Below are 13553 nucleotides of genomic sequence, written 5' to 3'. Positions count from 1 at the left end.
AGGAGAATGAAATTATGCGTATAGGATCACTAATTAACGGCGTGGAGGTGCTTGGCGGCGGTCGCCAGGCTCATGACATTAGAAGCCCTTATAACGGTGAGGTTGTCGGGGTTGTCGAATATGGCTCGCGTGAGGATGTGGAGCGGGCCGTTGAAACCGCGCACCGCGTGTTCCACGAAACGATGAAAACCATGCCAGCCCACCAGCGCTCTGAGATTCTTCGGAGATCAGCGGATCGCCTTGAGGCGCAGTTGGAAGACTTCGCCACAGTGCTGGTAGGTGAAGCGGGCAAGCCCATACGCGATGCGCAAGCAGAGGTAGGGCGCGCTGTTCAGCTGCTTCGCTTTACGTCAGAGGAGGCTAAGGCAAACAATGGCGAACTGATCAAAGTGGACAGCGCTGCCGGCGGGGAAAACCGGATTGGTTTCGCAAAACGCTATCCGATCGGCGTTGTGGCTGCGATCACACCGTTCAATTTTCCGCTTAACCTCGTGCTGCACAAAGTAGCTACCGCCTTTGCCGCAGGCTGCACGGTGGTGCTGAAGCCGGCGGAAAAAACACCGCTTTCCGCTATGAAGTTGGCGAAACTGCTCGAAGAGGCAGGCTTTCCCAAAGGGGCGCTCAATGTTGTGAACGGCACTGGAGTTGATCTGGTAGAGCCGCTGGTGACGCATCCGTTGGTCAAAAAAGTCACCTTTACCGGCAGCGGACCGGTCGGCTGGAAAATCAAAGACATGGCCGGTCCGCGCAAGGTCACGCTAGAGCTCGGCTCGAACTCTCCGAACATCGTTCTCAACGATGCCAATCTGGAGCTTGCTGTCGCGAGTATTGTCAGAGGCGGCTTCGCATTCTCGGGGCAAGCCTGCATCTCAGTGCAGCGGGTTTATGTTCAGAGGGACGTTTATGCGCAGGTGCTCGAACTGCTCGTTCCGAAAGTTGCCGCGCTGCGGGCAGGCGATCCGGCTTTAGAAACTACCGATATCGGACCTATGATTTCCGAGCAGGCTGCGTCGAGAGCAGAGGAATGGATTCGCGAAGCAGCCGATCAGGGAGCGACGATTTTGACAGGCGGAGAAAGAAACGGCAATATCATTTCCCCAACGGTATTAGCTGACACCAAGCATGATATGAAGGTCGTGTGCCAGGAAGTATTCGCGCCGCTGATTACGGTCATTCCGTTTGATTCCGAGGCAGAAGCAGTAGCCGCAGCCAACGATTCCGACTACGGCTTACAAGCAGGCCTGTTCACAACCGACATAAACCGGGCGTTCCGGGTGGCCGATATGCTCGAAACCGGCGGTGTCTGGATTAACGACGTCTCCACGTTCCGTACAGATCACATTCCATACGGCGGCGTTAAGATGAGCGGCGTTGGCAAAGAAGGCGTCAAATATGCGATCGAAGATATGACGGAAACCAAGTTCATCGGAATTCGCTTATATTAGGGGGAGCCAATATGCGTGTATCTTCTACATTCCGCACACCGGGCGTAATAATAACAGGGATCGGGTCTGTGCAGCAGGTCGGGGGCGAGGCGGTTAAGTTGGGAGCCCGACAAGCGCTCGTCGTAACCGACAAGGTGTTGAACGCAACCGGCTTGACCGCGAGAGTAACCCGTCCGTTGGAAGCCCAAGGCATCACAGTGGACGTGATAGATGAGGTTGTGCCCGAGCCGCCGTTTGAGAATGTTGAGCGGATTGCCCGCTCCATCGCGGGACGAGATTACGACGTATTAATCGGCCTGGGTGGAGGAAGTGCGCTCGATGTTACCAAAGCGCTCGCGATCATGTTGACCAATCCCGGCGACGTGCGGGAACTGATCGGGATTGACAAGGTACGAAATAAAGGCATTCCGTTCATATTGATCCCCACAACCGCCGGCACCGGCTCCGAGGTGACCTATAACGCGATTTTTACGGATGCTAAGGACGATGTGAAGAAGGGCATAGTTAGCCCTCATCTGCTGCCGGATGTTGCGATTGTCGATGCCGAGCTGACCGTTTCCGTGCCGCCGAAGGTGACCGCCGCTACGGGCATGGATGCGTTGGTCCACGCGGTGGAATCGTACACAGCCGGACGGGCGACGGAGTTAACGGACGGCGTTGCGCTGCACGCGATTCAATTGATTTCAAGGTCGCTGCGATCTGCTGTGTACAGCGGTAACAACATCGCCGCTCGGGAAGATATGGCCATGGGCAGCCTGATGGCGGGAATCTCCCTTGGCAACGCCGGAGTGGGGGCGGTACACGCGCTGGCTTATCCGCTCGGAGGCAAATTCAAAGTCCCCCATGGAGTGGCCAATTCATTATTGCTGCCCTATGTGATGAAGTATAACGTCATCGCCAATTTAACGAAATTTGCTAATGTGGCGAACGCGCTGGGCGAAAATACGGATGGACTGTCTTTGCGTGACGCAGCAGAGAAAGCGGTGCAAGCCATGGCGAAGCTGTCACAGGACGTGGGCATTCCTGCAACGCTTAGTGACGTGGGAGTCACGGCCGCCGACATTGCCCTGTTGGCGGAAGAGGCCGGCAAAATCGACCGGCTGTTAAATAACAATCCGCGCTGGCTGACGGTCAAGGAAATTGAAGCTATATACCGCGCTGCTTACGATGGCAGTCACGCCGCAATCGTTTAGCGCGCATGACGTTGTGCACCCTCGCTGAAGCCTGGAGTGCCATCTCTCAAGGCGGCAGCGTCGCCTGCCTTGACAGGCTTTCGGCTTCGCACTGATTGCTCCTTCGTCAGCCGAATGCTGGCGTGCCAGCCCGTAGTGTCATTTTAGCGAATGCTTATTGGCGTATACCATTGAAAAATTGTTCACTCTATCTGGGAGGGTGGCAGAATGAATTTTGACAGCTTAAAGGGAAAAGTGGTAGTGGTAACAGGCGGCAGCAAAGGCATCGGCAAGGATATAGCACTGTCGATGGCGTCATTAGGCTCGGAAGTGGTCATCACGGGGAGAGACTCACAAGCGTTGAGCCAGACCTGGAATGAGATAAAGAGCCGTGCGCCCGGCAGCCTTGCCATTACATGCGATATGCAAAAAGTTAGCGAAATTCGGCAAATGATAGATGCGGTCGTCGATAGATTCGACCGAATCGATGTGCTGGTCAATAACGCCGGGACCAATATTGCCAAGCCCACGCTCGAAGTTACCGAACAGGATTGGGACACCGTGTTAAACACCAATCTGAAAGGCACATTCTTTGCCTGTCAGCGTGCGGGTGAGGTTATGATTCGTCAAGGCGGCGGCAAAATCATTAACATCGCATCACAAATGGCATTCGTGGGTTACTTCAAACGTGCAGCGTACTGCTCCAGCAAAGGCGGCGTGGTGCAGTTGACCAAGGCCCTCGCCGTGGAATGGGCGCACGATGGAGTGCTCGTCAACGCGGTAGCCCCTACGTTCATCGAAACAGAGCTCACAGCTCAGATGTTCAAGGATCAGGTGTTTTTGGAGGATGTAATGCGCCGTATCCCCATCGGCCGGATGGCCAGCGCACGGGATGTCACCGGTGCTGTGCTTTACTTGGCTTCGGATCTCGCTAATTCCGTCACAGGGGAGACTATCCGTGTAGACGGTGGCTGGACCGCGGTTTGACGCGTTTGCGACGCATCATGAGCCAAATGCGATTGTGCACAGATACCAACGGGTGGGAGTGATTTCCTAATGCATGAACAGTTATCCGTGATTGGCGCCGGCCTGATGGGTCATTCTATTGCTCTGACGGCAGCGTGGGCGGGCCTGTCGGTCAAAGTATGGTCTGTAGATTCGCAGGATATCAGCAGGGCCACAGCCGGCGTACAGGAGAAGTTGACCATTCTGGAAAGCAACGGACTGGTAACTCCTGACGAGCGGGCCGCGATCGCGGGTCGTATTGCATTTACCGTTTCACTTGAACATTGCGTGTCGTCAGCAACTTTTGTAATAGAAGCCATACCGGAACAATTAGCGCTTAAGCAGCAGTGGTATGAAAAGCTGGATCGTATGTGTGGGGAGGACGTAGTTTTGGCCAGCAACACTTCAGGCTTGAGTCCAACAGACATCGGCAGGCAAGCGACACATAAGCACCGAATCCTTGTGACGCACTTTTGGAACCCGGCTCACCTCATTCCTCTCGTCGAGGTTGTCCGCGGGGAGGAGACATCCAACAGGGCAGTTGAACGGTCAATGTCATTGCTGCAATCTATGAACAAGAAGCCGGTCGAACTGAAAAAGGATGTGCTCGGATCGATCGTCAACCGGCTGCAGTATGCGCTATTTCGTGAGGCGCAGTATATAGCGGAAATGGGGGTTGCGAGCGTGGAGGACATTGATGCAGCCGTGCGGTACAGCATCGGGCGGCGGCTTGCCGTCACGGGTCCGTTTATGACCGCCGACATGGGCGGACTCGACGTGTTCGATTCCATCTCCACCTATTTGTTTCCCGACTTGAGTACGCATTCCGGTTCGCTGGCGCAGATGCGTGAGCATGTGGAAAACGGCCGCTATGGGCAAAAAAACGGTCAAGGGTTTTATCAGTGGACCCCAGAGTTGTCCCAGCGCATGAACCAAGAACGGGAGCAAGAATTGATTGCATGGTTGAAAAAGGACAAAAGGAAGCGATCCAATGAAACTACCTAAGATGACGAGAATCCGGCAAAAATTCACGGGACCAAGTATCACCGATATCGCGGGTGCCGTAGCAAGTGAATTTGCACGCACGCATATGAGCGGCGTGATTCAGCCGGGGATGCGCATCGCGGTTACAGCCGGCAGCCGTGGTGTAGCGAACATCGCCGAAATCACCAAAAGCGTCTGCGACGAGGTCAAAAAGCTTGGCGGCAGGCCTTTTATCGTGCCGAGTATGGGGAGCCATGGCGGCGCCACCGCTGAAGGGCAGATAGAGGTGCTGCATTCCCTTGGCATAACGGAAGCATACTGCCAAGCGCCCATCATATCTTCAATGGAAGTGGCAGAGATCGGTGCAACGGATGATGGCATTCCGGTGTATATGGATCGGCATGCTTTTGAGTCTGATGGAGTCATTCTTATCAACAGGATTAAGCTGCATACCGATTTCAAGTCTAATATTGAAAGCGGAATCATGAAAATGGCGACGATTGGTTTGGGCAAGCACAAGCAAGCATTGATGCTTCATACATACGGCATTCACGGTATCCGCGACGTAATGCCGCAAGCCGCCAGGGTTGTGCTGCGGAGCGGGAAAATTATATGCGGCATCGGCTTGGTTGAAAATGCGTTGGAACGGACCGCGATTATGGAGTCGATTCCGCCGCACCTCATCGAGATACGCGAACAGCAGCTGCTGAAGCAGTCGGCAGCCCTTATGCCGAAGCTTCCGGCGGAGGACATAGATTTCTTAATAGTGGATGAGATCGGCAAGAACTACAGCGGCACCGGGATGGATACGAATATTATAGGCCGGATACGCATTCCGGGCGTACAGGAACCGGCCGCTCCCCGGATCAAATACATCCTGGCGCGTGACTTGAGCGAAGCATCACACGGCAACGCTCTCGGCATCGGGCTAGCGGATTTGACCACCCGCAGATTGTTCGACAAAGTAGACTTCCCAACAATGAATGAGAATGTGATCACAAGCACATTTTTGACCCGCGCCGCCGTGCCGATCGTGTTGGATAATGACCGGTTGGCGATTGCCGCAGCCCTAAGGTCCAATTGGGGCGTAAGCAGCGAAGACGCGAGGATCGTGCACATCGCGAATACATTGCACTTGGAACAGTTGTCTGTATCTGATGCGGTATTGTCGGATCTGCAACGCGATGCAAGCATTGAAATCCTCGGTAAGGCGGAGGAAATGAAGTTCGATGCTCACGATAACCTGACAACGGGGTGGTAATGATGAATACATTTATTTCTCCCATAAAGATACATTTCGGCGAAGGCAGCATTCAGAAGATAAGTGATGAATGCGCAGCACTTGGAGTAGACAGGGTGATCGTCTTTGCGGATCCGTTTTTGGTCACATCCGGTGCTATTAAACGGATCGAACATGTGCTTACGGAGCAGCACATTCAGTACTCCATCTATGACAATATCGTTCCTGAGCCGCCGTTGTCCGCAGGCGATGCAGCGGTGGAAGCGGTGAGGGCGTCAAAAGCGCAGCTCGTCATCGCCGCAGGCGGGGGGAGCGCGCTGGATATGGCGAAGGCCGCAGCTGTGCTCGCTTTACATGATGGAAAGATCAGCGATTATTTGAATCTGACCGGCACGAAAAAATTAGAACATAAAGGGCTTCCCAAAATTTTAATTCCCACCACCGCCGGCACGGGGTCTGAGGTAACGGATATCGCCGTGTTCACGCTGGAGTCGTCGAAGGATGTTATCACTCATCACTTTCTGTTGGCCGATGCGGCTATTATAGATCCGGAATTTACATACAGTGTGCCCGCTCGTGTCACTGCCGCCACGGGCGTTGACGCTTTCACGCATGCATTGGAAGCATACACATCGATCCAATCGTCGACGCTGACGGACACTCTGGCGTTAGAGGCCGTCACGCTGATCGCTAAAAATATCCGCAAAGCGGTGTGGCAAGGTCATGACAAGGAAGCGAGGAGGGCTATGGCGTGGGGCAGCACGATCGCCGGACTCGCCTTTTTCAATGCGGGCACTGCCGGCGTTCATGGGCTTGCCTACCCGTTGGGGGGATTGTTCCATATCTCGCATGGAGAATCGAACGCGTTGATGCTCCCGTATGTATACGAATTCATATTACCGGCGTGCATTGATAAAATGGAAAAAGTTGCGTTCGCTATGGGCGTGGGTACTAAGACTGCGTCAACCAGAGACAATGCGCTCTCTGCACTGCAAGCTATTCGCGATTTAACCCGTGATGTCGGCATTCCGTCGTCGCTCAGCGCGTACGGCATTAAAGCACAAGACATCGACTCACTGGCTGATGACGCCATCAAGCAAACCAGGCTGTTGAACCGTAGTCCTAAAGCACTGAACATTGACGATATCCGGAATATTTACCAAAGAGCGCTGGAGGGGTAATCGCTGAAAGGTAAAAAAGCGCGTAAATAAGCACCCAGTTAGGCGAGCATGCATACACTTCATCAACAGATGTCCGACCGGCATCGCATGACAGACAAAAGGGGGCCGGTTAAAATCGACACTGCAAAGATGAGGCAGCTGAATGCTATTTTGATGCAGTATGGTCTGCGCGCTAATGAAATACTCCCTTGCTCTTCCCATTACAAAAAGATAGCCGGCTACCGGGTGCTGACGGACAAAGGAGTGTTTTTCCTAAAAGCCTTCCGCGGTCCGAGAGCCCGCCTAAACCGGGTATATGCCCACAATACCTGGCTGCAGCGGGCTAACTTCAATCATTTGCCGGAGTGGCGCTTGACGATCAAAGGCCGGCATGCAGCGGAGACACACGGTCGGCTCTATTATATAACGGAGTGGCTGGAAGGTTCTGCAATGGGCAGCGAGCAGGACTATGAAAAGCTCGGCGAGGTGTTGGCGCAACTGCACCGCGTTTCACGGCGGCGCTGCTCTGCTCAGTCGGCATTTACCGCGCTGGAAATCAAACGGCTGCAGCGGCACCACGGCATGTTTGCCCGTCACCTGCGTTCCATGCGGAGTCAGAACAACGATTTCGGCCGGTGGGTTAGGAAGAAGGAAGAACGCTGCTTGGCGCTGGCTGAAGAGGCATGGCAAACCCTGCGGCTATCGTCCGTTCAGCGGAATCTGCGAATGGAGAAGCCCGTACTCATACATGGAGATGTAACCAGACCGAACGTTATTGTCCGCTCTGGGGAACTGTATCTAATTGACTGGGAATTAGTTAGGCAAGGCTCGAGATACTATGAAATCGCCAAAACATTGAGTAATGTCACCCATTTTTCGACACCATACATCCAGGCGTTTCTTTCGGGCTACGAGAAACACCGTCCATTTACGGCAGAAGAGCGTCTTATCATTTCATCCTTGTGCCGGCTGCCGCGGGAGGCATGGCTGACCGTTGAGCAGATGCGGCTGGGTAGACGTACAGCCTTATTCAACATTTTGCGCAAGACATGGAATGCCCGCATGAAAATGATCAAATGGTTGGACTCATGGGCTACAGGTCACCGCAGCTGAGCTCCAACCAGCCGGCCTCTGTTCACGCAACCAGCTGTTTAATCGAAAGGACGATACCGGCACGGCGTTTCACTGTGATGGACTGGCCGCGTGCCGCTGTCCACGGTTACACCCGGCACAAGAAAAGGCAGTTCATTTCTTCACGCGAAGCAAACAACAGCAGCACAACTACCCCGCAGCTCGCTTAGCTGCGGGGTAGCTGCGTCTTTATTCGAAATTTTGCGAATGAATATCCTGCATTAAAACTTATTTTTTGTGCTTGGCATACGCTGCTTCATATTCTTTGATCATCAGGTCGCCGCCTGCTTTCCGCCAATTGTCCACCGCCGCCTGCCAGCCTGCGTCGTCGATTTTTCCCACGATGTAGTTGGTTCCGGCATCGCTGATCATTAGCTCTAACTCCTTGCCCCGCTCGGAGAACGTTTGGGAGGACAAGTTTAACACAGGGTTATGGACTGCGTAATTCAGACCTTCCGGTTCCATTTTGTAGCCTTTCATAGCGAGCGGGGAATCCTTCAGCGGCGGTACGTTATACGTTTCAAAATTCAACAGGTCGTCACGGTACGGCTTGACCTCACGGTTGAAAGCGGTCAAGTCAATCCACTGCACCATGCCATCCTCTACCTTCTTATGGTGAACACCTTCAATGCCGCGCTTTTGCAAAGTCGACATTTTCTCATCCAGCAGCTGATCCATAAACTTCAACAAGCGTTTCAGTTCATCTTCGGTTTTCACTGTTGCCTTAGGGAAGACATGAAAGCCGTTGTTGCCGTTTTGTGCGGCGATGCGGAATCCCTGTGGTCCTTCCCAATGGGTGGTATCCAGCTGGGCGGTAGGGAGGGTTTTCACCATGCGGTCAAATATATTCGCCGCGTTTGTGGCGAGACCGTTCACTTTCATAGCCGCTTGGCCCGACTCGAATTTTTTGTCGGCCTCTTGACCTTCCAGCGCAGGGAAGTCCTGGTTGATTAATTTTTCCGCATACAGGCGACGGAACAGCTTCAATACATCCATATACTGCGGCGTCATGAATTCCGCCGTGATCTTTCCGTTCGAGTCAACACCCCACTTGTTCACTCCGCCCTGGGTTACCGCAAGCCGCGTGACGACATTGCTCGCGGTGGAGCCGTCGTTATACTTTTTATCAAGCATGAAGCCGTAGGTGTCGTTTTTCCCGTTCTTATCCGGATCACTTGTGGCGATCCCCTTGGCGATATTGTAGTAATCATCCAATGTTTTCGGGGGTTTGAGGCCTGCCGCGTCGAACCAATCCTTGCGGTAAATTAACGCCGACCGCCCAATCTCACGGTACAGCGGGATACCATACAGCTTGCCATCGATTTTGATATTTTCGTAGTATTGCGCATTTTGGGCAGCAAGGTTTTTATACTCCTTCAGGTAAGGTCCAATATCCCAGAACATGCCGTTTTGCGCTGCATTAATAACGGTGGGAACATAGTTCACGCGCATGATCTTCGGCAGATCGCCGCTTGCAATCATCACGTTGATTTTCTCGTCATAAGTAGAGCTCGGCACCCATTGGAATTCCAGCGTGGTGTTCGTGTATTTTTCGATTTCTTTTTCAATCACATTGTCTTTGGCGGGAATGTCGCCCACCTGCGGCACCACAAATGAAATTTCCAACGGAGCGTTATCAGCTGAGCCTGGAGCGTTGGTGTCCGTAGGCTGCGCGGCGTCATCTCCTCCACATGCAGCGACCACTCCAGTGACCAATGCGATGGAGCCTAGTGCTGCGAGTAAACGTGTGTGCTTCATTTTGAGTCCCCCTCTAGTTCAATTTACTGTGCCACCGGGCTGCATCAATGCAACGATACAGCTGCACCGGCTGACGCAAAACAGCGTTTTGTACTAATGTATGCGCTTTCAACCATTTTAGTTAAAGTTCTGAAAAAATTTTTGCAATCTCGGCGGGCTCCGTTACCTTATGCAGCTCTCTGGACGTCTCATCCGGCACAGCCCCTTCAACATATAATGTGACTCTTGAATAACCGCGGGTCATCTGCTATATTTTGTTCTTGTGTGAGCACTCTTGAGTGAGCGCTTCACGGGTGGGCGAGGGAAATAATCGTAAAAGGAACCGCTTATGAAAACAAACCGATGGAAAGCGATCTGGTTGATATTGTTGGGGGCAGCGTCTTATGGCGTGCTGTCGACGTTCGTCAAGCTTGGATACAGAAACGGCTTTACACCGGCGGAGATCACCGGGAGCCAAGTGCTGTTCGGTGCGGTAACACTGTGGCTGCTGAGCCTGTTTCAACTACGCTCGATGAAGGGCATTACGTGGAGTGACATTATAAAATTACTTGTTAGCGGCGCTTTCACCGGACTAACGGGATATTTCTATTATCTTTCATTACAAGTGCTCGATGCTTCCATCGCGGTACTCCTGCTGTTCCAATTTACTTGGATGGGCGTGCTGCTCGGGTGGGCGGCGGATAGGCGAGCTCCGACAGGATATCAGTGGGGAGCTATGGCACTGGTTATGGCCGGTACCGTTCTTGCCTCCGGTATATTGGCAGGTTCGATGGAGCGGGTGAGCGTGCAAGGCGTGGTATTGGGGCTTCTGGCGGCCTGCTGCTACACGACTTTCATATGGGTCAGCGGGCGGGTCGCCATTCATTTGCAGCCGCTGACTCGCAGCACATGGATGGTGACGGGAGCGGCGGCAGCCGTGTTGAGCTTGATGCCTCCCGTGTTTCTGTGGAACGGGGCAATGGCCGAGGGTTTGTGGTTCTGGGCTATTCTGCTCAGTGTATTCGGTATGATTCTGCCACCCTATCTGTACGCCAAAGGTGCGCCATCCATAGAGACGGGACTCGCATCGGTGCTGGGCTCCGTGGAACTTCCGGTAGTGATCGTGTGCTCGGCACTTTTGCTGCAAGAACCGACGGGTGCGATGCAGTGGGTTGGCATCATCATCATACTGGCCGGCGTTGGCATGTCGGAAAGAAGACCGGCTTCACGCGCAAGCGAATATTCGGTTTAAAAGAAGTTGTTAGATTTTGTGAAGGCATAATAGATCTTTCGCGTCTCGGACGCTTTCGGCTTTTCTCATCGCGCATGGGAAAGCCTTTTTTGTTGTGGTGCAGCTTATCCCTTATATACCTTCTATTGAAAATTTGATATTCTTAATAGAGCCAAAATGGAAATTGCAACATTTCGGGCGGAAACCGCGTTTATAAGGTTGCAAGAGAGGGGGATCCCAGTGGTAGCGCCGGAACTGATAAAGGCTGCCCAGTCGGGCGATCGCGACGCTCTAATTACCCTACTGCGTGAGATAGAAAACCATGTGTACCGCACTGCTTATTACATTCTGGGCAATGAGCAGGACGCCATGGATGCCTCACAGGAAGCGTTAATGCGCGTTTATACAAAAATCAATTCCTATGAAGAGAAAGCTCAATTCAAAACCTGGGTTCAGCGGATAGTGACCAATTTGTGTATCGATAAATTCCGACGGTCGAAGCCGACAGTTTCGATCGAACAGCATGAGTTAAACTTCACTGCAAGTAAAACTGTGGAAGATGAGGTCATGTCCGCCTACATTGCCCAAGATATTCGAGAGGCAATTGATAAGCTGCCGGAACATCACAGGTCGGTGGTTGTACTGCGCTACTTGCAGGATTTCTCTTACAACGAAATCGCCGAGTCGTTGGATCTGCCCATCAACACGGTAAAATCATATTTGTTTAGGGCCAGGCAGCAATTACAAACGTTTCTGCACGATTATAACAAGACCCAAAGTGATGCAATGCGAGGATAGGCAGCGTGACATCATCGGCGTTTTGGGGGATTTCACTCACGGATTCATTCTTGTTGTAATGTATCAGTTGCGAATCAAGAAGAAAGGTAGTGTGCGGAGATGATGTGCCAAGAGGTGATCGAACTGATGCAGAGATACCTCGATCAGGATCTCGAAGAAATAGAATATAAGCAAATGCTCGGCCACTTGCAGAATTGTCCGGACTGTACGGAGCTGTTCCGGCGGCTGGTGGCTCTGTCGCAGGAACTCGAGCAGCTGCCTAAAGTGAAGCCTGCATACAGCTTGGTGGACGCCATCATGCCTAAGCTGCAGCAGCTCGATCAAGGTGCGGCGGTCGAGGATGTGCTGGCCGGCGATCAGATGGCCGCCAGCTTACACACGCCGCTGAGCAGGTCGCAGCGTGCCCATGCGGCCGCTGACGAATTATCCGACAAGCGCAGGCGGATGCGCGGGCTTTTCTCCGGCCGCATCATTGGCGGTGTTGTTGCCGCGGGTCTGGTGCTCGGGTTCTTCATTGTCGATCAGCAGCAGCAGACTTTGCACAATGAAGCGGAGCAGCTGCTGATGCCGCAACCGGCTCAGCCAGAGAGGGCTGCCGGCGGCAGCGAGCGGTCTGGTCAGGATATGGCTGGCAGCTCAGCCGCCAATTCCGCCGATCGCACGGACACCGAGCAATCCGGTCAGGGTGACGGTTCCGGCGTGAACGGCGGCGACGGGGACGCGGAACAGCCGAACAGCGGACTGGAGAATTTCGAGCCGCTGTACGATAATTCCCGCGCTCAGTCGCAGGCTGACAACACAGGAAGCAATGCGGATGGCAAGACTGGAAATGCGCCCGCCTCCCCGCCGCAGAGCGGCGGAACGGCACACGGCAAACAGAGCGAGCCTACAGCTAACGCGCCTGTGCACCCGCCCGCTGCGAATGGCCAGTCGAACCAGAGCTCTGCGGTGCAACCAGAGCAGCCTCGGGCGGGGCAGGTGCAGCCAGCTGAGCCTGCACAACCGGAGCAGCCGGCAGGCATCTTTATGGTGCCGGATGGAGGCGCCCCGGCACAGACGCCTACTGCGCCGCCTGCGGAGCAGCAGCCTGGACAGGAGCGTACACAGAACGAGCCGGTGCCTGAGACGACACCTGAACCGGATAGCCCAGCCGCCCCACGGCCTGACCCGATGATTGTCGGGGCGCAGGGATTTGCGAGAACTACGGCTGCCAAAGCGTCGTCCGACGGCAAGTACACCGCGTCAATCACCGGTGAAGGGACGGTAACGATAGCTGATAAGGACGGCAATACGATTTTTACTTCGCAGAATAAAGCGGGCGCAGCGGAAACCATAGCTCTGAAAGCTTGGGACGGTTATGAGCTCACCTATGAGATTAGCGGTGAAGCCGGCACGGTGGCATATGTAATCGACGCAGAAGCACAAAAAGAACGTAAAAAATAAATTTCGCCGCTTTCGCGGTGTCACACCACGGACCGTTTCAGCGTATGATAACAGCAGATAAAGGGTGTGTGTGTTACAGCGAGTTTCGTCGTATGACCACACGGAAGAAGGTTTCTAGAGCCTCCCTCCGAGTGTTTATATAGATGGGGTTTCGCGGAGGGATCGCTTCTTAACCGGCAGGTTTTGACGTGATCCCTTTGTTGTTGC

The 13553-nt window shown here is 53.6% G+C and carries 11 protein-coding genes; 10 read left to right on the top strand and 1 reads right to left on the bottom strand.

What is annotated here, in order from left to right; genetic code table 11:
* Window positions 1-14: 14 nt before the first annotated feature.
* From CBW46_RS02975 to CBW46_RS02945, 7 genes are all read left to right on the top strand, one after another.
* Entirely contained in the window at window positions 15-1445 is a 1431-nt protein-coding gene (locus CBW46_RS02975) for an aldehyde dehydrogenase family protein (RefSeq protein WP_207802224.1), read from the top strand.
* A gap of 11 nt (window positions 1446-1456) precedes the next feature.
* The gene (locus CBW46_RS02970; protein ID WP_089198511.1) at window positions 1457-2638 is read left to right on the top strand and encodes an iron-containing alcohol dehydrogenase; all 1182 of its coding nucleotides are present in this window, start codon (window positions 1457-1459) and stop codon (window positions 2636-2638) included.
* Between the two features lie 207 nt (window positions 2639-2845).
* Window positions 2846-3604, top strand: a complete 759-nt coding sequence (locus CBW46_RS02965) for an SDR family NAD(P)-dependent oxidoreductase (protein WP_089198510.1) — start codon at window positions 2846-2848, stop codon at window positions 3602-3604.
* Window positions 3605-3673: 69 nt separating this feature from the next.
* Complete coding sequence (locus tag CBW46_RS02960; protein WP_089198509.1) at window positions 3674-4627, top strand: 3-hydroxyacyl-CoA dehydrogenase family protein; 954 nt, start codon at window positions 3674-3676, stop codon at window positions 4625-4627.
* On the top strand, window positions 4614-5867 hold the full coding sequence (locus tag CBW46_RS02955; RefSeq protein ID WP_089198508.1) for a nickel pincer cofactor-dependent isomerase, group 22: 1254 nt from the start codon (window positions 4614-4616) through the stop codon (window positions 5865-5867). The genes CBW46_RS02960 and CBW46_RS02955 overlap by 14 nt, the downstream gene beginning before the upstream one ends.
* On the top strand, window positions 5867-7027 hold the full coding sequence (locus CBW46_RS02950; RefSeq protein ID WP_089198507.1) for an iron-containing alcohol dehydrogenase: 1161 nt from the start codon (window positions 5867-5869) through the stop codon (window positions 7025-7027). Before CBW46_RS02955 ends, CBW46_RS02950 begins: the two co-directional genes overlap by 1 nt.
* 48 nt (window positions 7028-7075) lie before the next feature.
* Window positions 7076-8119, top strand: coding sequence for a phosphotransferase (locus tag CBW46_RS02945; RefSeq protein ID WP_089198506.1), 1044 nt, complete (start codon window positions 7076-7078; stop codon window positions 8117-8119).
* Between the two features lie 246 nt (window positions 8120-8365).
* Here the strand turns inward: CBW46_RS02945 and CBW46_RS02940 are convergent, their stop codons facing one another.
* Window positions 8366-9895 carry an extracellular solute-binding protein gene (locus tag CBW46_RS02940; RefSeq protein WP_089198505.1) on the bottom strand — a complete coding sequence of 510 codons (1530 nt, stop codon included), beginning with the start codon at window positions 9893-9895 and terminating at the stop codon, window positions 8366-8368.
* Window positions 9896-10223: 328 nt separating this feature from the next.
* On the opposite strand from CBW46_RS02940, the gene CBW46_RS02935 reads away from it, so the two are divergent.
* The 3 genes from CBW46_RS02935 to CBW46_RS02925 all read left to right on the top strand — a co-directional run bounded on the left by CBW46_RS02935 (window position 10224) and on the right by CBW46_RS02925 (window position 13346).
* Window positions 10224-11126, top strand: coding sequence for an EamA family transporter (locus CBW46_RS02935; protein ID WP_089198504.1), 903 nt, complete (start codon window positions 10224-10226; stop codon window positions 11124-11126).
* A gap of 219 nt (window positions 11127-11345) precedes the next feature.
* On the top strand, window positions 11346-11903 hold the full coding sequence (locus CBW46_RS02930) for an RNA polymerase sigma factor (protein WP_089198503.1): 558 nt from the start codon (window positions 11346-11348) through the stop codon (window positions 11901-11903).
* A 99-nt stretch (window positions 11904-12002) separates the two neighbouring features.
* Window positions 12003-13346 (top strand): zf-HC2 domain-containing protein, encoded by a 1344-nt coding sequence (locus CBW46_RS02925; protein WP_089198502.1) that lies wholly within the window; start codon window positions 12003-12005, stop codon window positions 13344-13346.
* Window positions 13347-13553: the final 207 nt, after the last annotated feature.

Origin of the sequence: Paenibacillus xerothermodurans, from assembly GCF_002220865.2 — a bacterium.
In the GTDB taxonomy this organism is placed as follows: Bacteria; Bacillota; Bacilli; order Paenibacillales; family NBRC-103111; genus Paenibacillus_S; species Paenibacillus_S xerothermodurans.
The sequence above is the reverse complement of the archived record's forward strand: the minus strand, read 5'-3'. Positions and strand labels throughout refer to the sequence as shown.

What these genes read in the sequence shown, in the direction of transcription:
- CBW46_RS02975 (WP_207802224.1), top strand. Translation starts at nt 15, where the DNA reads ATGCGTATAGGATCACTAATTAACGGCGTGGAGGTGCTTGGCGGCGGT.
- CBW46_RS02970 (WP_089198511.1), top strand. Translation starts at nt 1,457, where the DNA reads ATGCGTGTATCTTCTACATTCCGCACACCGGGCGTAATAATAACAGGG.
- CBW46_RS02965 (WP_089198510.1), top strand. Translation starts at nt 2,846, where the DNA reads ATGAATTTTGACAGCTTAAAGGGAAAAGTGGTAGTGGTAACAGGCGGC.
- CBW46_RS02960 (WP_089198509.1), top strand. Translation starts at nt 3,674, where the DNA reads ATGCATGAACAGTTATCCGTGATTGGCGCCGGCCTGATGGGTCATTCT.
- CBW46_RS02955 (WP_089198508.1), top strand. Translation starts at nt 4,614, where the DNA reads ATGAAACTACCTAAGATGACGAGAATCCGGCAAAAATTCACGGGACCA.
- CBW46_RS02950 (WP_089198507.1), top strand. Translation starts at nt 5,867, where the DNA reads ATGATGAATACATTTATTTCTCCCATAAAGATACATTTCGGCGAAGGC.
- CBW46_RS02945 (WP_089198506.1), top strand. Translation starts at nt 7,076, where the DNA reads ATGCATACACTTCATCAACAGATGTCCGACCGGCATCGCATGACAGAC.
- CBW46_RS02940 (WP_089198505.1), bottom strand. Translation starts at nt 9,895, where the DNA reads ATGAAGCACACACGTTTACTCGCAGCACTAGGCTCCATCGCATTGGTC.
- CBW46_RS02935 (WP_089198504.1), top strand. Translation starts at nt 10,224, where the DNA reads ATGAAAACAAACCGATGGAAAGCGATCTGGTTGATATTGTTGGGGGCA.
- CBW46_RS02925 (WP_089198502.1), top strand. Translation starts at nt 12,003, where the DNA reads ATGATGTGCCAAGAGGTGATCGAACTGATGCAGAGATACCTCGATCAG.